Annotated in this window: 17 protein-coding genes and 1 rRNA gene; 3 read left to right on the plus strand and 15 right to left on the minus strand. The window is 45.4% G+C overall.

The genetic code is table 11. The features are described 5' to 3' along the window. Together G6R11_RS09925 and pssA are read right to left on the minus strand one after the other, a co-directional pair. Window positions 1-349 (minus strand): 16S ribosomal RNA (locus G6R11_RS09925); the annotation flags it as partial. Between the two features lie 450 nt (window positions 350-799). Further along, complete coding sequence (pssA, locus tag G6R11_RS09930; RefSeq protein ID WP_163132934.1) at window positions 800-1,642, minus strand: CDP-diacylglycerol--serine O-phosphatidyltransferase; 843 nt, start codon at window positions 1,640-1,642, stop codon at window positions 800-802. A gap of 177 nt (window positions 1,643-1,819) precedes the next feature. On the opposite strand from pssA, the gene G6R11_RS09935 reads away from it, so the two are divergent. Next, window positions 1,820-2,080: a hypothetical protein gene (locus G6R11_RS09935; RefSeq protein ID WP_163132935.1), complete on the plus strand. Its 261-nt coding sequence runs from the start codon at window positions 1,820-1,822 to the stop codon at window positions 2,078-2,080. Between the two features lie 18 nt (window positions 2,081-2,098). Here the strand turns inward: G6R11_RS09935 and clpB are convergent, their stop codons facing one another. The 3 genes from clpB to rluD form a co-directional block, all read right to left on the minus strand. Further along, window positions 2,099-4,669 (minus strand): ATP-dependent chaperone ClpB, encoded by a 2,571-nt coding sequence (gene clpB, locus G6R11_RS09940; protein ID WP_163132936.1) that lies wholly within the window; start codon window positions 4,667-4,669, stop codon window positions 2,099-2,101. A gap of 114 nt (window positions 4,670-4,783) precedes the next feature. Next, window positions 4,784-5,515, minus strand: coding sequence for a peptidoglycan editing factor PgeF (gene pgeF / locus G6R11_RS09945; RefSeq protein ID WP_163132937.1), 732 nt, complete (start codon window positions 5,513-5,515; stop codon window positions 4,784-4,786). A gap of 2 nt (window positions 5,516-5,517) precedes the next feature. After that, on the minus strand, window positions 5,518-6,486 hold the full coding sequence (gene rluD / locus G6R11_RS09950) for a 23S rRNA pseudouridine(1911/1915/1917) synthase RluD (RefSeq protein ID WP_163132938.1): 969 nt from the start codon (window positions 6,484-6,486) through the stop codon (window positions 5,518-5,520). Window positions 6,487-6,732: 246 nt separating this feature from the next. On the opposite strand from rluD, the gene bamD reads away from it, so the two are divergent. Next, entirely contained in the window at window positions 6,733-7,470 is a 738-nt protein-coding gene (gene bamD / locus G6R11_RS09955) for an outer membrane protein assembly factor BamD (protein ID WP_163132939.1), read from the plus strand. Window positions 7,471-7,528: 58 nt separating this feature from the next. Here bamD and glnB read toward each other — a convergent pair whose 3' ends face one another. The 4 genes from glnB to G6R11_RS09975 all read right to left on the minus strand — a co-directional run bounded on the left by glnB (window position 7,529) and on the right by G6R11_RS09975 (window position 10,185). Continuing rightward, entirely contained in the window at window positions 7,529-7,867 is a 339-nt protein-coding gene (glnB, locus tag G6R11_RS09960; protein ID WP_163132940.1) for a nitrogen regulatory protein P-II, read from the minus strand. Window positions 7,868-8,160: 293 nt separating this feature from the next. Continuing rightward, window positions 8,161-9,234, minus strand: a complete 1,074-nt coding sequence (locus G6R11_RS09965; RefSeq protein ID WP_163132941.1) for a methyl-accepting chemotaxis protein — start codon at window positions 9,232-9,234, stop codon at window positions 8,161-8,163. Between the two features lie 60 nt (window positions 9,235-9,294). Further along, window positions 9,295-9,912: a hypothetical protein gene (locus G6R11_RS09970; RefSeq protein WP_163132942.1), complete on the minus strand. Its 618-nt coding sequence runs from the start codon at window positions 9,910-9,912 to the stop codon at window positions 9,295-9,297. A gap of 66 nt (window positions 9,913-9,978) precedes the next feature. Then, window positions 9,979-10,185, minus strand: a complete 207-nt coding sequence (locus tag G6R11_RS09975) for a hypothetical protein (protein ID WP_163132943.1) — start codon at window positions 10,183-10,185, stop codon at window positions 9,979-9,981. Between the two features lie 230 nt (window positions 10,186-10,415). On the opposite strand from G6R11_RS09975, the gene G6R11_RS09980 reads away from it, so the two are divergent. Then, window positions 10,416-10,934, plus strand: a complete 519-nt coding sequence (locus G6R11_RS09980; protein ID WP_163133302.1) for a GspH/FimT family pseudopilin — start codon at window positions 10,416-10,418, stop codon at window positions 10,932-10,934. A 13-nt stretch (window positions 10,935-10,947) separates the two neighbouring features. Here the strand turns inward: G6R11_RS09980 and G6R11_RS09985 are convergent, their stop codons facing one another. Genes G6R11_RS09985 through pilV form a run of 6 tightly spaced genes read right to left on the minus strand, consistent with a single transcriptional unit; the run spans window position 10,948 to window position 17,493 of the window. After that, window positions 10,948-11,238 carry a hypothetical protein gene (locus G6R11_RS09985; protein ID WP_163132944.1) on the minus strand — a complete coding sequence of 97 codons (291 nt, stop codon included), beginning with the start codon at window positions 11,236-11,238 and terminating at the stop codon, window positions 10,948-10,950. 3 nt (window positions 11,239-11,241) lie between these two features. Continuing rightward, a complete protein-coding gene (locus tag G6R11_RS09990) occupies window positions 11,242-11,673 on the minus strand; it encodes a type IV pilin protein (protein ID WP_163132945.1) in 432 nt (143 codons plus the stop codon). Then, on the minus strand, window positions 11,674-15,408 hold the full coding sequence (locus G6R11_RS09995) for a pilus assembly protein (protein ID WP_163132946.1): 3,735 nt from the start codon (window positions 15,406-15,408) through the stop codon (window positions 11,674-11,676). It lies immediately after the preceding gene. Between the two features lie 56 nt (window positions 15,409-15,464). Beyond that, window positions 15,465-15,926, minus strand: a complete 462-nt coding sequence (locus G6R11_RS10000) for a hypothetical protein (protein WP_163132947.1) — start codon at window positions 15,924-15,926, stop codon at window positions 15,465-15,467. Further along, entirely contained in the window at window positions 15,926-16,936 is a 1,011-nt protein-coding gene (locus G6R11_RS10005) for a PilW family protein (RefSeq protein ID WP_163132948.1), read from the minus strand. Before G6R11_RS10005 ends, G6R11_RS10000 begins: the two co-directional genes overlap by 1 nt. Beyond that, window positions 16,933-17,493 (minus strand): type IV pilus modification protein PilV, encoded by a 561-nt coding sequence (gene pilV / locus G6R11_RS10010; RefSeq protein ID WP_163132949.1) that lies wholly within the window; start codon window positions 17,491-17,493, stop codon window positions 16,933-16,935. Before pilV ends, G6R11_RS10005 begins: the two co-directional genes overlap by 4 nt. Between the last annotated feature and the right edge of the window lie 31 nt (window positions 17,494-17,524).

Below are 17,524 nucleotides of genomic sequence, written 5' to 3' on the forward strand. Positions count from 1 at the left end.
CCGTAGGAGTCTGGGCCGTGTCTCAGTCCCAGTGTGGCTGATCATCCTCTCAAACCAGCTAGGGATCGTCGCCTTGGTGAGCCATTACCCCACCAACTAGCTAATCCCACTTGGGCTAATCAATACGCGAAAGGCTCCGAAGAGTCCCCTCCTTTGGTCCGAAGACATTATGCGGTATTAGCAGTCGTTTCCAACTGTTGTCCCCCACGTAAAGGCATATTCCCAAGCATTACTCACCCGTCCGCCGCTCGTCAGCAAAGTAGCAAGCTACTTTCTGTTACCGCTCGACTTGCATGTGTTAAGCCTGCCGCCAGCGTTCAATCTGAGCCATGATCAAACTCTTCAATCAAAAGTTTTTTCGCTCAAAGTTAAAAACTGAAATTATTACTGTTGTTACAGTGCAAGACTCCAGTTCACTTAAGCTTAATTTTTTCGCTTAAGGCCCTGTGAGTGCTCACACAGATTGCTTGATAAATTGTTAAAGAGCGTTGCTTCTTGTCGAAGCGAGGTGCGCATTCTACGCTTTCCTCTGTGGCTGTCAACCGCTTTTTAAAAGATTTTAAAAAGAAGTTTTTGAGCCGCTAATAAAGCCTCAGGCCTTACCAACCCTGACTTAGCCTTGCTGCGCTTTAGTGCGCTGCGTGCCGTGTCAGTGGAGGTGCATTATAGGGAAGACATTTCTTAAAGCAACAGTTATTTTGCTTTTTTAGCGATTATTGAAAGATAAAACTAAATTAGATTACTTAATAAGCAAAAAGTCGCTATTTAAGCGCCTTTTATCCAATTAAGTACTATTTTGTTATTTTTGGGGCTTGTCTTCGGAATCCGGTTCAATTGGCTGTTCAGCTTCTTTCACTTGGTTCTCCGAACGATGGCAATCTAAGTCTTCTTCATCACCAACAACGTGCTTAAACTTTAGATCCTTTACGGTGCGAACGGTATAGATTGGACCTGACACTGCATAGGCCGCAAACAGTGTAAATAGAATAACCGCGGGCTTAACCGCAATCACAATAAACACGAGTACGATAAGCAACACTGCAAAGAACGGTACGCGGCCTTTTAAGTCTATGCCCTTGAAGCTGTGGTATCGAAAGTTACTAACCATTAATAGACCACTTATCACAGTGATAAAACAGGCTACGAACTCTAGGCTGTTACCAGTAAACTGGAGATCTTGAGCAAACCACACCATGCCCGCTATTAATGCTGCGGCAGCTGGGCTGGCCAAACCTTGGAAAAAACGTTTATCAGCAATGCCCACTTGAGTATTAAAGCGGGCTAAACGTAAAGCCGCTCCAACGGTATACACAAATGCGGCTAACCAGCCTATTTTCCCTAAGTCGTGCAGTGCCCAGTTATAAACTACCAGTGCAGGAGCTATACCGAAGGACACCATGTCAGCCATTGAGTCATACTCCGCGCCGAAAGCACTCTCGGTATTGGTTAAGCGGGCAACCCGGCCATCTACCCCATCAAAAATCATAGCCACAAAAATGGCGATAGCTGCTGCTTCGAATTGGTCGTTCATTGATGCCACTACGGCATAAAACCCTGAAAACAATCCAGCAGTAGTAAACAAATTAGGGAGTAAGAAGATGCCTTTTTGGCGGGCGCCTTCGCTAACTTTTTGTTCAGTCATGTAAATACTCTATAAAACAGCCTTAAAACTTTGGCTAAAAATAGCATAAGCCCCTAAGTGTTAATAGCAATTCAAGGACAAAAGCGTAGCTATGAACTATATCTTAGACATGAGAATTAAATATTAGAGGGGGTTCATTTTTTAGGTCGACTAAACGCACAAATTGGTAGTAACACTATGGACATAGAAAGATTGACTAAACATTTGAGTTTAGATTCTCAGCAGATTAACCAATTTACTCAACTAGAACAGCGATACAATCGCTTGATGGATGACTTGTTTGGTTTTGAAGGCGATAGAAAACAAATGTGGAAAGCAATGCGTGAGTTGTTAAAAGAAAAAGATCAAGAGATAACCAAGCTGCTTAGCGACAGCCAAACTAAAAGTTATTTCAACTTAAAACAACTTCAAAGCCAACAACGTAAGCAAGCTAATTAGCTTGCTTACGCTCTACCCTTATTTAAAGGCTAACTGGCCATCTTCGAGCTCGATACGAATCGTTCTCCCCGGCTCAATCTGTCCAGAAAGAATCGCTTGAGCTAAAGGGTTTTCTAGCTGCTGCTGAATAGCACGTTTAAGCGGCCTAGCGCCATAAACCGGGTCAAACCCAGCTTGTCCGAGTTTATCTAATACCGCATCACTAAATTCCAACTTATAGCCTTTCTCTTCAAGACGCGGCACCAAGCGCTGAACTTGTATTCCGGCAATCGTGCGGATCTGTTCATGAGCTAAAGGATGGAATACCACCGACTCATCAATACGGTTAATGAACTCCGGTCTAAACTGCTGAGCTAACACTCCCATTAATGCCGTTTTAATCTCCTGATGGGTCATCTCGCCATGACGTTCTTGAATGATGTCTGAGCCAAGGTTAGATGTCATGATGATCACTGAGTTGCGAAAATCAACGGTACGCCCTTGCCCGTCGGTTAAGCGGCCATCGTCAAGCACTTGCAACAAGATGTTGAATACATCTGGATGCGCTTTCTCTACTTCATCCAATAAAATAACCGAATAGGGTCTGCGCCTTACCGCCTCAGTTAAGTAGCCACCTTCTTCATAACCTACATAGCCAGGAGGAGCACCTACTAAACGAGCTACCGAGTGCTTCTCCATAAACTCCGACATATCGATACGCACCATAGACTCTTCGGTATCAAACATAAATTCGGCTAAGGCTTTACATAACTCGGTTTTACCCACGCCAGTTGGTCCTAAAAATAGAAACGAACCAATTGGACGATTTGGGTCTGATAACCCTGCTCTACTACGGCGAATGGCATTTGAAACAGCTTCTACGGCTTCACTTTGGCCAATCACCCTGTCGTGCAACTGTTGCTCCATACGTAACAGTTTGTCTCGCTCACCTTCAAGCATCCGATTAACGGGAATGCCAGTCCAGCGCGACAACACATCGGCAATTTCGGCATCGGTAACTTTATTGCGCAATAAGCTCATATCTTGCATTTCAGCTTGAGAAGCTAAATCGAGCTGGCGTTCTAGCTCTGGTATGCGGCCATACTGCAACTCTGACATACGATTTAGATCGCCAGCACGGCGCGCAATATCCATATCCAAACGAGCTTGTTCTAAATCTGCTTTGATATGTTGAGTGCCAGATAAAGCGGCTTTTTCTGCCTTCCATACCTCATCTAGCTCTTTAAACTTGGCTTCTTTTTCCACCAGCTCTTCGTCAAGCAAGGCTAAGCGCTTAACACTGGCACTATCGGATTCTTTTTGCAGCGCTTGGCGCTCCAACTTCAGCTGGATTATTTTTCGCTCTAGCTTATCTAAAGCTTCGGGTTTGGAATCTATCTGCAAACGAATGCTGGACGCCGCTTCGTCAATAAGGTCGATAGCTTTATCGGGTAGCTGCCTATCGGAAATATAGCGATGCGACAAACTGGCCGCAGCAACAATGGCAGGATCGGTAATCTCTACTGAGTGGTGCAGCTCATAACGCTCTTTTAAGCCCCGCAAAATAGCAATGGTATCTTCAACATTGGGCTCTTCCACCAGCACTTTTTGGAAGCGGCGCTCTAAAGCAGCATCTTTTTCAATGTACTGTCGGTACTCGTTTAAGGTGGTCGCGCCTACACAATGCAGCTCGCCTCGTGCCAAAGCGGGTTTTAGCATATTGCCGGCATCCATGGCGCCGTCCCCTTTGCCGGCTCCAACCATGGTGTGCAACTCGTCGATGAACAGTATCACTTGGCCTTCTTCTTGAGAAAGCTCGTTGAGCACTGCTTTTAAACGCTCTTCAAACTCGCCACGATATTTTGCCCCTGCTACCAAGGAGCCCATATCCAGTGACAATACACGTTTGTTTTTTAGGCCTTCTGGCACTTCGTGATTAATAATCCGCTGGGCTAAACCTTCAGCAATGGCGGTTTTGCCCACCCCAGGTTCACCAATAAGTACTGGGTTATTTTTAGTACGACGCTGCAATACCTGCACTGTACGGCGAATTTCGTCATCACGGCCAATCACCGGGTCAAGTTTGCCCTGCTCGGCGCGCTCAGTAAGATCTATGGTGTATTTCTCTAACGCTTGGCGTTGGTCTTCGGCATTAGGGTCATCAACTTTTTGACCGCCGCGAATTTTGCCAATGGCTTTTTCAATGTTTTCTTTGGTTGCCCCAAGCTCGCGCATTATGTCGCCCAGCTTGCCTTTATCTTCGGTCACCGCTAAAAAGAAAATCTCGGAAGAGATAAACTTGTCTTTTCGTTTTTGGGCAAGTTTGTCGCAAAGGTTAAGAAGAACCACCAGCTGGTTGGAAAGTTGAACTTCTCCGCCTGTTCCTTCTACTCGAGGCAATTGCTCAAGGGCTTGAGAAAGCTGTGAGCGTAAAGCGCTACCTTCTATGCCCGCTTCTACTAATAAAGGTCGCAGAGAAGCGGCATCTTGATTAAGCATGGCCGACATTAAATGCACCGGCTCTATAAACTGGTGGTCGCGTCCTAATGCTAAGGATTGGGCGTCTGAAATGGCTAATTGAAATTTGCTGGTGAATCTATCTAGGCGCATGTCACACCTCCGCATATATTAAGCTATTAGTGATTATGTGGGATTAGATGCAAAAAAATTCAAGATAAATGGCATTAAAAAACCATCAAGACGATGGTTTTGTGAGCTTTATTGCTATTGACTAAGCCAAATGGCTGCAGCCATTCGCCCAGTTTGACCATCACGCCGGTAAGAAAAGAAACGTGAGGCATTATTGAAGGTGCAGCTTTCATCGGCATAAACATCAACCAAACCTAGCGCACTAAGGCGCTGTTTAGCCAGTTGATGGATATTGGCGTAATACTTACCGCTATTGGAGCTAGCCTTAAAAGCGCTGGCTGAGTGTGAGTCTTTAGCAACAAATTGCTGATAAACCTCTCCGCCCACTTCAAAGGCATCTGGGCCAATCGCTGGCCCAAACCAAGCCATTATCTCACTGGGAGCAATGTTCATTGCTGCCACGGTATTTTCTAGCACGCCATCGAGTAAACCGCGCCATCCAGCATGTGCTGCCGCCACTACACTGCCTTGTTTATCGCAAAAAAGCACTGGCAAACAATCTGCCGTCATTACTACACATACTGCGTTGTTTTGCTTAGCGATGCTGGCATCAGCCTCGACAAACTGCATACTTGCGAGACTCGCATCTACCACACGAGTGCTGTGAACTTGTTTTAACCAGCAAACTTGCGGTGGCATGTCTTGCTGAAAGTGCTGCCGGTTGGCTTGTACTGCGCCAGCCTCATCTTCTACATGATCGCCCAAGTTATAGGAATCATAAGAAGATTCACTAAACCCAGCTAAGCGATCACTGTAGATGGCTTTAACATTGGCTGGACAGGGCCAGTCGACCAGCAGCTTGGCCATTGCTAGCCTAAGTCTGGATTAAGTTTGTGATCAGCGCGTAAGGCTTCCGCAATATCCAACATATCTTGCGGCACTGGCGCGTGCCACTCCATCATTTCACCAGTAATCGGGTGCTCTAAACGCAACATTACCGCGTGTAGAGCCTGGCGCTGAAAACCACGCATGGCAGCAATAAGCTCTTCACTTGAACCTTTAGGTAGGCGTAAACGACCGTAGGTTTGGTCGCCTAATAAAGAATGACCAATATGCGCCATATGTACCCGAATTTGGTGAGTACGGCCAGTTTCTAAGCGTAAACGAATACGGGTGTGTTGACGAAACTTCTCGGCGACGCGGTAATGAGTTACCGCAGGCTTGCCGGTATTCACAACCGCCATGTGAGTGCGCTTAGTGGGATGGCGACCAATGGGTTCGTCAACTAAGCCACCGGCTGTCATTACGCCCATGGCAATCGCTTCATACTCACGGGTAACATGGCGAGCTTGCAGTGCTTCAACCAAGTGAGTTTGAGCAGGAACGGTTTTAGCCACCACCATTAAACCTGAAGTATCTTTATCTAAGCGGTGCACGATACCCGCACGGGCAACTTCGGCAATTGAAGGATAAAGATGCAATAAAGCATTTAATACAGTACCGCTATTGTTACCAGCACCAGGGTGCACCACCATGTTTATTGGTTTATTGATAACTAATATGTCGTCATCTTCGTAAACGATGTCGAGTTTAATATCTTCGGCTTGGGCTTCAACCACGTCTTCCAACACGGTGTTTAATACAATTTCTTCCCCGCCAACCACCTTTTCCCTTGGCTTAACTTTCAATTCGCCGTCTAAGCGAACACATTCGCCTAGGATCCATTCCTTGATCCGTGAACGAGAATAATCGGGAAATAATGCAGCTAACGCCTGATCGAGGCGAGCTCCTGCTAGCTCATCATCAACGATTGCACGCAACTCTAATGGTTGACTCATCTTAGGTTTTACCTCTATCGGGAAGGCCAAAACGGGCTATTGTAATCATTCTTAGCTTAAAGCATAGAAGAAAATGGTTTGTTAGATGCACCTCCCACTATATATGTCACTCGGTGATTGACGGTTTAAGTGGCATAGAGGATACTGTTTGCCCATTATTTGAGGTGTATAACCTAATACTTTTCGACCTTGAGACAAGTATTGCTATGTGGTTATCACAGAAACAACAAAGACGATTTTTAGTCCATGATACGCGTTTATAAGCAAACAATTTCAGTAATACTGCTCGGCTTAATACTTGGAGCCTGTTCTTCAAACTCGAAAGAAAAGCCAAAGATCCCAGATAAACCTGCGTCTGAACTGTATGCAGAAGCTCAAACCGCCATTAACAATGGTGCTTTTACTGATGCAGTAGAAAACTTAGAAGCCTTAGATACTCGTTATCCATTTGGCCCTTATTCTAATCAAGTACAGCTCGACCTTATCTACGTATATTACAAGCGTAGCGATACTGCGATGGGCTTAGCCAGCACCGATCGCTTTATTCGCAACAATCCAACTCACAGCGAGTTAGATTACGTGTATTACATGCGTGGCCTCACTAATATGGCGGCGGACTACAACTTATTCCAAAGTGTTGTTGGCATTGATCGTTTCGACCGTGACCCAAGCTTCTCTCGCCAAGCCTTTAACGATTTTAAAACCTTGATTAATCGTTACCCGCACAGTGATTATGCAGCTGATGCCAAACAACGTATGGTTCATTTGAAAGATAACTTAGCACGCTATGAAGTATCGGTAGCCCGTTACTATATTAAGCGCGAAGCGTATATTGGAGCGGTAAATCGTGCCCGCTATATTATTGAAAACTTCCCAGATACACCTTCTGCACGTGATGCGCTCAAGGTGATGGAAGACGGATACAAAGCCTTAGGCATTACCGATAAGGCAGAACAAACAGCACTGATACGAAGTGTGAATTAGTATTGAACAAGCATTAAAAAAGGCGAGCTAAGCTCGCCTTTTTTGCATCTGACTCTAATTAAATCGCATCTTCGTTTTCTTCACCAGTACGGATGCGGATAACGCGGTCTACATCGCGAACAAAGATTTTACCGTCACCGATTTTACCGGTTTGAGCTGTTTGAACGATAGTTTCAATACAGCGGTCTAAGTCATCTTGCTGTACAACCAGCTCAAGCTTCATTTTAGGTAAGAAATCTACTTTGTATTCTGCGCCGCGGTATAGCTCGGTATGTCCTTTTTGACGACCAAAGCCTTTTACTTCTGTAACCGTCATACCAGTAATACCAATTTCAGCTAAGGCTTCGCGAACATCATCCATTTTGAATGGCTTGATAATTGCCGTTACTTGCTTCATTTGTACTTCCTTATATTTATCATTTTGTTGAGTCTGTATGTTGTTTACTTTAAGCCAAGCGCAGACAAGTAACAACGCTGTAAACCGAGCTTAATTATCAAAACCACACAAAAAGTAGTAAAAAGAGAGCTTATTCACTAGTTAACAACATGTTTCTTAAAGTTTTTCTTCTCTCGCTGTACTAGGTACGCCTTTTCTCATTTAAGTCACTCGAAATTATACAGCGATGACAAAACCAACCCACGATTATTAAATGCTGTATCAATTAGCGCGTAATCTCAGCCATTCAAGGTTTACACCTTAAATGCAGCAAGGCTTTCCCCTTGCTCATTAGCAATAGCGGCTACCTGATCTGATTGCACTGATAGCTGATCAATTTGAGATTGGCGCAGCTGGCTTTGTTTCACTAAATCGTCCACCGCTTGATTAACATGGTGGCTGGCTTGGTTCTGCTCTGTAGTTGAGCGGGAAATACTAATTGTTTGCTGGCGAACCGTGCACACCGCCTGTTCAATATCATTCATGGCTAAGGATAAACGCTCACTGAGTTGCTGAGTTGACTGCATTTCATTTTGACAAGATGCCATCGACTCTCGCGCTTTATTGGTTGCACTATGCAGCGTATTAATCAGCTCACTGATGGAATCGGTTTGTTCACGGGTTTGCCCTGCTAATTTACGCACCTCATCAGCCACTACGGCAAATCCACGACCGTGCTGACCTGCACGCGCGGCTTCAATAGCAGCATTCAAAGCCAGCAAGTTAGTGCGCTCGGCGATGCTATTTATCACTTGAACCACCTCTCCCACTTGATCAACTTGTTGATCTAACTCACTCATTCGCTGAGCGTTTCGCTGCATTTTGTCGGCTAAGCCTTGCAAGTGAGCACTAGTATTTACCAAGGTTTGCTTGCCTTGCTCAGCCAACTCCGCGGACAACTGACTATCTTGTGCGGCGTTATTACCGGCGTTTGCAATGTCTCCCATGGTGGCATCCATTTGCACCACTGACGAGGCGATTAAAGCTATTCGGTTTTCTTTCTCAGCCAGTTGCTGCTGTTGGCTATGGGTGATTTTAGCACTAGCTTCAGCAGCTTGTTTAAGCTCAATACCGCGCTCTCTAAGTTGAGCGATATTACTTCGATTATGATCGCTAGCTTTATTCAACCAATTCGCTAGCTGCCTAAACTCTCGAGGACTCGATACATTACAACTATGGGTGAAGTCCCCTTGAGAAAGCTTATGGATAGCTTGGCCTATTTGTTTGATTCGACCGCGAACCAAACGAACAATGGCAATACACAAACCCACAAACACAACAATACCCACAGCGCTTAGCCCCAGCAATAAACGCTGACTACGTAACATGGTAGATTGGGTGTTTTGCTTAGCACTATCAATAATGACAGCGCCTTCAGCTAGCAGCTGCTATAAATGAATCTGGAGAATATCTAGAGGCTCCGACAGCTTGGCAATGTCTTTACTAATGGCATCCTTTAATATTACTTGCTGCGCCTGCAGACCAAATAAGCCGCTGTCCAACACTGCTTTTTCTAGGATACCGATGGCCATAGATACACTTGGGTACTCAGCCAATTCATGATTGTCATTTAGCAGAATATTGTAGTTAAAACGTAGCCTCGATACGTAACTCTGAATTTGCTTTAACTGGGTTTGCGCATTGCGCGGCTCTTGGGTGGTAACCAACTCTAACTCAGCATTCATTAAACTGGCCGCATCCGCGATAAAGGCATCATAAGCCATTTTCGATTCAGCAATATCGGCAAATAATATCGGCACTAAACGCGACATTTCGTCTCTGGCTGAGCCCATAGCATACAATACTAAACCTTGCGTAGCGGCAATTTCATGCTCTAACTCTAAACGCTTTTCTACACTCGCTAGCAAGCTCTGCATCTCTTGATTTAGCTCACCAACACTGCCAGTTATAAGCGCTTCCTCATCGCTTAATAGCTCTAAACCCTGGCTAAAATGAGTGAATACATTCAAGGCTAAAGTCACGGTATTTAGCTGCGCATCAAACAATTCACGTTGTTGGGAAAAAACCTCAGAGTTGGGGCTGCTAATGGTATTTCTCAGCTGTCGATCTAATTACAGGGCCGCTCTGTCAATTTGCGCCGCTAACTCAGCAACCGGTAAAGCCTGTTCATCTAGCTGCTTAAATGAGTGGCTAAGTTGATTCATTCCCCAAAGCGCAATCATCACAATGCCAGAGGCAATCGCAAATTGTAGCGCCATAGATAATGCAAGATGGTGGACTAAAGTGAGCTGTTTTTTGAAGGGCGGTTGTAAAAACATGTTTTGTTACCGCTAGAGATCCGCGGCCAGTTATAGGGGAGCTTTATGACACTTTTATGACCCACCCAAAGACATGAGATTAATCACACAAAGGCATGATTATTTTTTGTTAAAAACCGCAATTAGTTGAAAAAACATCTATAAAAATCAACTAAACCGACGACAAAAGCAGCAAGCCAACAATAAGGGTATACACTTAAAGTAACCACATTGTCCTGCCGAGAGCCTGCATGAAGCAAACTGGATTTACCCTGCTTGAACTAATGATAACCATTGCAATTGCCGTGGTACTTCTTGGCATAGGTGTACCCAGCATGAACAGTTTGTTTCAATCCATGGCAGCTGATGCATCAAGCAACCGGATGATGCGAGAAGTGCGTTTTGCTCGAAGCCAAGCAATTAACCTAAATCAACGAGTCGTAGTTTGCGCATTAAAGGCAAATGGCAGTGATTGCGGTGGAGAAGTGAATGCTGGTTTAAGCGTATTTGCCGACGATAACAGCAATGGCAAGTTGGATAGCGGAGAGAAAGTTTTGCTGGCAGCCGAGCCTTTTACTAAGGCTGGCAATATAGATTTTAAGGGTTCAATAGATTCATTTTCCTTTCAGAGCGATGGTTTAATTGCCGGAGCCTCTGGTAGCCTCTACTTTTGTTCTAGTGATAATAGCTACATTGAAGGCGTAGTTATCTCAAAAGGCGGCAACATTCGTTTTATCACCGACAGTGAAAAAAATAGTTGCCCTATTTAGACGCCTACTTTAATTAATATTCGAGCTCTGCAAATCGTACATTGGCAATATCACTGCTAAACACACTGTTGAATTCAACACATTCTATTTGAGAAATAGTGCCAAACTTTTGTGCGCTAGCGGCGTGGTCGGTATACCGTTGTTTTATTTCGGCTGTAATCTCCGCCATAGATTCTAGCCCCTTAGGCGAGGCGATCACTACTTGGTCATAACCTGTTGAGCCGGCCATATAACACTTAACGGTAATAGCCCAGCTTGAAGACATAGGCAAAATTACACATAACAAAATAACCAAACGTTTCATAAATCACCAACAATCAGCATTTGAATTGCCCGATGAATCTTCAGCAGATTTGCTGCCTTCATCATCGATAGAGAAAATTTTACAATCGCTATCAGCACTTAGCTGAGTGCCTAAGGCGGTGGCCTGGGCTGTAAAAGTACTCGCCGCCGCAGAGCTACTAACTGTAATAGCGTAATAGCCGTTCTCGGAGTTGTAAGAACTTGCACCCGAGGCCGCTAAACTCAAACTGGCGAGGTTAGCTGCATAGCTCGCATTGTCTGCATAATATTGTTCTTGTAATACCGCTAAGGTTGCCAGCTCTTTTTTAGCTTCACTACGCCGAGATTCGGCGACAAAAGAGGTATAAGCTGGGTACGCTACCGCCGCTAATATGGCAACAATAGCCACCGCAATCATTAGCTCCATTAAGGTCACACCACGCATCGAGTGTTTCATTTAGCCCTCATCAAAATAGAAGTAAATTTGTTTTGGACTCATGTCCATATTGGCTTCTCTAGAGCCTTCCTTACACTCGCCGGCATTTTCACAAGTATGATCCTTGTCTTCGTCTTGGTCATCAAACTCTAAGTCCTCGCCGGGGTCTCCACCAAATACCCTTACCACAGACTCGCCTTGCTCATCCTCGCCGGAGTGAATAATCAGATCATCGGGCACTTTATTATCTACATCATAGTAGCGACTGTTATTGATACTGGTCCCTATGTGCATGTCTACTGCGTAAGTACGGCCTTTACCAATGGTTGGGATAGTACAGGTTGCCGAGTTAGTCGTTTCAGGAATGAACGAGGTGAAATACAGCTCTCCGCCTAATACCAAGGCCGCTCCCAGCGATTTTTCACCATCCTCCACCAAGTTGTATACCCAACCTTTGGAAGCACCTAGGGCAATGAGTTGTGTTTCAATGGCGGTTTCATCACTTAAGGCACCAATCGGATCGCTAGTAATGTTGTAGAGATCGTTAGAAACAATTGCAGTGGGCTGAGCATCGTCGTCAAGTGCGCCAAAATCGGTAACCTGAACATTGTAGTCGCGGAACATATAGAAGCGGTTATCCACTCCGTTGGGATCTTTATCACTCACGGGTTTTGTTCTATCTCCCGTTCCAATTAACACCGCATCGTAAGGGATCTGCTGAGAATCCGTAATCGTCACTTGGTTACTACCTTGCCCAGTGGTGATTCGAGTGAGCTTTTTCAGATAGGTTCTAACAATTACCGGCTCCGTGAAAAATTTACGCTTATCGGTAAGCACCGAGCTATCGCTAATGCTTGCCAAAGCGGTCATTTTCCACTTCGATTGGGTGGCTGAAAATAAATCCACTCGCCATACTTGCCCTCCGGTATCACCAAAGTACAAGCGATCAATATTGCCATCTCCGTCGCTGTCTAAGGTAGCGACTCTAGCCGGTATGCTGTGAGTCAAGCGGTCATCATCAGCTTCGGTAATGCTCCACACTAAGCTGCCATCTAAGGCATCAACAATAAATACGCCGCGACCTCTATCATCATCGCCAGGGGTGGTTAAGTCTTGGTTGCTATCGTAGCCACCACCAAATATCACAACTGGGTTACTATGGCCTGGTACATACCCGACTGTAGGTTGAGACCAGCTTTGACCAAGCTCAGACATGCCAGTACTTGAGCTGTCAATCCGCCACAACATTTTAGGTAAGTCAGGTTTAGTTAAGTCCATCGCATAATAGCCATCGCCGCCGCGGCGTAGCCCGGTAAACACCAGCACTTTGTCGCCACTGCTGCTGTACTTACCATCATTATCGGTATCTTTGAGTAATACCGTTGGCGTGCCGTCTACGCCATATACGTGTTGCGAACTAGCGATGTTGTTACGCAGGGTAAGTTGTCTGCCCAGTAGCTCATAAGGGAAAAAGGCCCAGCTTTCAGCAACGCTTGAGCCGGTATCTTTAAACATATGCATAGCACCACCATTAGTGCCTACAAGGATTCTTATGTCCATGTCATCAGGGTCAGTGCTATCAGCGGCAGCACCGCTACGTAAACCATAGTTAATCACTAAGGGACGTGAATGCAGCGGATCGCCCATTAAGTCACTGCGAATAGTGGTATTGGTATCTCCATCATCGTTATCAACGTCAGTACCACGGATCCAGCTAACATGCTCTGCTATATCGTCTTCAACTACACCGAGCTGATTGGCTAAATTGGCATTGCTACCCGCCTTTGAGACCAAGTTACTGGTAGTTAGTGTGGTGAAGCTGCCACTATCAGTTTGATTGAAATACACCATTCGCGCGTCATTACTGAGCAAGGTTTCAGAGACCCCTCCTAGCTCAACATTATTACCATCTTTAACTGAGGACCAAAACGTCTTGGCTTCGTCAATAATAGAACCATCTGCGCCAATAGCCGGGTTACCATTTTGATCCACCATATAGCCCTCAGAAGACAGCTCCAGCTTTTTCAAGTTGCCGCGCCAACGCGGGTTTAGTGAAGGCTTGAACATGGCGTAATACACTCTATCTAGCGTACGAGTGCGGTCAAAGTTGTTACTGGTTACTGCTGGAGAAACTAAAGAAGAGCTTTCTTCATAGATTCCGATTAAGGCCTGGCGAAAAGCCGCCTCTAAAGAGACACCATCCTCCGCAGGGTAAAAGCTTCCCTGAGCATTTTCGGCGGTAGCAGTTAACATTGCCGTGCCGCCTTCAATGACATCTTCACCAAAACCAATAGTAGATATTTTTGCGTACTGCCTACCCGTCATATTGGAGTTTATATCGTTGGTATTCATCCACTTAGATAACACCGGTAAATAACTGGTTGAGCTACCGGTGCCAAAACCAACCGGGTCTTTCCAAGTACAACCATTTACCGTAGTGGCATTATCACAGCCAAATACATTGTCAGTATTAATTGGTAGATTTTTGATATTGTCATTTTCACCGGCATCAACACTAGGAGTGCCATCGGTGACATAGATGATGTTAATTGAGCTATCACACCCCACTTCATAGGGTGACAAATAGCTACTAGATCCTCCGGAGGGTGTCTCGATAGTTTTATCTCGATCGTTCTTTTCGTTGTTATTGCCCCTATCGCCATAATCCACTGCTTCTCCAGCAAAGTAGTGCTTGGCCTCCATTAGCGTCTCAACCAAAGGGGTACCCCCATCGGCGGTGAGCTCAATAATGTCTGATATAAGATCCTGATTATCGTCGGACGCTTGAATTCCCCTAATCACTCTGCCGCCATCATTAGAGCGATTAAACACCATCAAACCAAACTTGACACCATTGATAGTGTTGAGCGCATTCTCCATGGCTTCTTGGGCGATTTCGATACGAGGTCGAGTAGTGGTTGCATCAGAGTGATGGTACCAACGAAGGTAATTAGCTGAATAAAGAGTAATTAGATAGCCATCATCAAAGCTGTCTTTGGTGGTTTGCTCGGCGTTGGCTTTATTTAGGGTATAAAAGTCTTCGGTATTATTTGCCGCGCCATTAATCGGGTAGCCCTGCGGAGCATCTACATAAGAGTTATTACTCTCGCGATATTGACCAGGGTTAATTGTGGAAACTACCTTATCCACAAAACTCCCGTCGGAAGCCTGCAGTTTTACTGTAAATGAACGAGGGTCTCCTTCGTCATCCAGTAAGCGACCATCACTTGCATGACTGTCAAGCTCGTAGTCATCCATGCAATCTAAAACAGTGTAATTTGCGCCATTATTTAGACGAACATCATCCCAGGCACCTGTGCCTCCTTGAACCCGATGCTCACGAAAGTAACCAGTAAAAATACCGTTTTTTGCTAAGGCTTCGTAAGAGGCAGCACAGTTATTGATATCCCAAACAAAGCGACGATCATCATTGGCACCAGTGGGAATATAGGAGCCATCAACACCGTTAACGGTGAAATAAATAAAGTCATTATCGAGGCTATTTTGAGAGCTCGCCGCAATGGGATAATTTTGATAACTAATATCGCCATTGCTGTCTCGGTTATACCCTTGGCGAGTGGTGATATTCCAAGCCATGCTGCCCGAAGTATCAAATATAATTAACACCTTAGGGTCGGCCGAACTTAAGCTATTAAAATCAAATAAAAATAACTCTGTATCATCAGCCCACACTGGAAGAGTTACTGCTGTGGAACACAGCCATGCAAGCAGTCCCGACTTTAACCGACCGTTCATCTGCTCTCTCCTTGTTGTATTGCCTGCTTGCTATGCAAGCAACTTTCCCGTTTTGGCTATAGCATCGGCTGCTCTATACCGGCAGCTATTGACGTTGAAGCTCGATTAGCCTTTCCATATGTTTTTGTTGCATCTACTCGTATGTAGCGGCATTGAGTGATGGCGTTATTACTACTGGCAGTAAAACTGCGCGCGCACACGCTATCTACAGTATGAACCATGCTCCCATCAGCCCCAGTGACCATAGTAGATACCGCCATAGACGCTGCAGGCGTCATCGCACCAATCACGCCTTGAAGGCTAGGCTCTAGAATTAACTCATTCATTTCACCTTCAAGTGAGTGTTCTGCGCCTACTCGGTCTCCCATTGCCGACACCACTTTTAATCCTTGGTTCGCGCTACTTAGTAACACCCCACCTAAAAAGCTTAAAATGAGCAAAAATAGCATTGCCACAAACAATGCTGCTCCATGCTGGCTTGTAGCCGTTTTTTGGCTAAACAAAACAGTTACTTGCATCAATACACCATATTTCTTAGGGATACGACAGACTCAAACAAGGCACGTCGATAATGGTCATTAGCAGCAGCCACGCTCAAATCGCCCAATTCGTAACTATTCCCATTAGTATAGTTTTTATCCTCGGTTAAGGAGCGAACCAGCAAAAATACTTTGGCGCCAATCACTCGGCCTTCACTCCATTGCTGAGGAGTCACGCTATCTGATGATACAAAGTCATTCACCACACCATCTTGAGTGGTATCGGTATCAACCCCAAGCAATACACGCATTCGTTCAATGCCTTCCACTAAAGGGCCAGAGCCCAAGATTTGCATGCCGCTGTTGTTATCAAGATATAGTTGACGCAACACTGGCAAACCCGATTGAGCGCTTACATCCAAGTAGTAAACAATATGTTGGTATTCCCATATTTGCCTACCTGGCATAGCCGCTTCGGTAGGCCAAGTATCATTAGAAGTAAATATCTGGGCGCTGGCAGCGTTTGCAGCAAAGTAGTAACGGTTAGCATCTAATGCCCCAGCGGATTGGATGGGCGAACCAATCACTCGTTTGATGCCGATAACATCGGAATCTACAACCAAGTTGCTACGGTTACTCACGCAACTGTATTGGCCGTTTAGAGAGTTTGAGTTATTAATCTGTCCTACAAACAGGGAGCTGAATCGGCCATCCACAGAGGGGAATGAGCCCTCTGGGGTACCGCCAACCCAATCTATTGTGCAATCATTTGCTGCGGTAACATCGCTGGCGACTAGCTCAACGCCAGATCCACGCACCATTGGGTTACCGGTATATTCGCCAAAAAAACCCACCATTCTTAAATCGCGGGTAATCAAGTGCATGGCAATACGGCCGCTCTCCATCAATTGTTCACTATGGTAGGTAGATTCGGTACTGCGTTGTGAGGCAACTAAAAAACTACTGATCCCCGCGGTTAAAAATAAGCCAATCACAATGGCAATTAGCCACTCAATAAGCGTAAAGCCTTGCTGAGTATGCTTGCTCATGAAGCCACCCGCGTGGTTAATGCCATCTTGCGACGCTTATCTGATTGTGAGCCGCAATTGGCAGTAACCGTATTGCTACTGGTAATGCTACTAAAAGACTGCCTAGACAACCAAGTAACCACTACCGTGAGCTCTCCATTAGCGCTTAACAATACGCAACCATTTGGCTTAACTAAACCCCCCTTCGCCCCGGCGGCTTTGGCATAGAGACCATACTCCCAATGGTAGAGATCGTAATTCACAACATCGGCAAGGCTGCAGGCTGTCATTAGCCCACTATTTTCAGCGCAAGCCGGCTTTGCTCTGGCTGTTTGCCCATCGCCCACGGTAACAGTGGCAGGATTATTAGCTTGCCAAGCAATATGGTTAAGGCGAACTCGTTCAACCATGTCTTCAGCTAAGATCATGGCAACGGTGCGTTGGTGAGTTTCGAAACTAGAGCGCTTGGCAACTGCTTGCATGGCAACTACCGCCAGCAGGCCTACCGCCAATATAAAAGAGGTTATGATAACCTCAATCAGAGTAAAACCTCTGACAGATGATGATATTGCTTGCATCCCTACCTACCCATCCTTGAAGCTGGTTTAG

Source organism: Agarivorans sp. Alg241-V36 (assembly GCF_900537085.1).
GTDB lineage: Bacteria > Pseudomonadota > Gammaproteobacteria > Enterobacterales > Celerinatantimonadaceae > Agarivorans.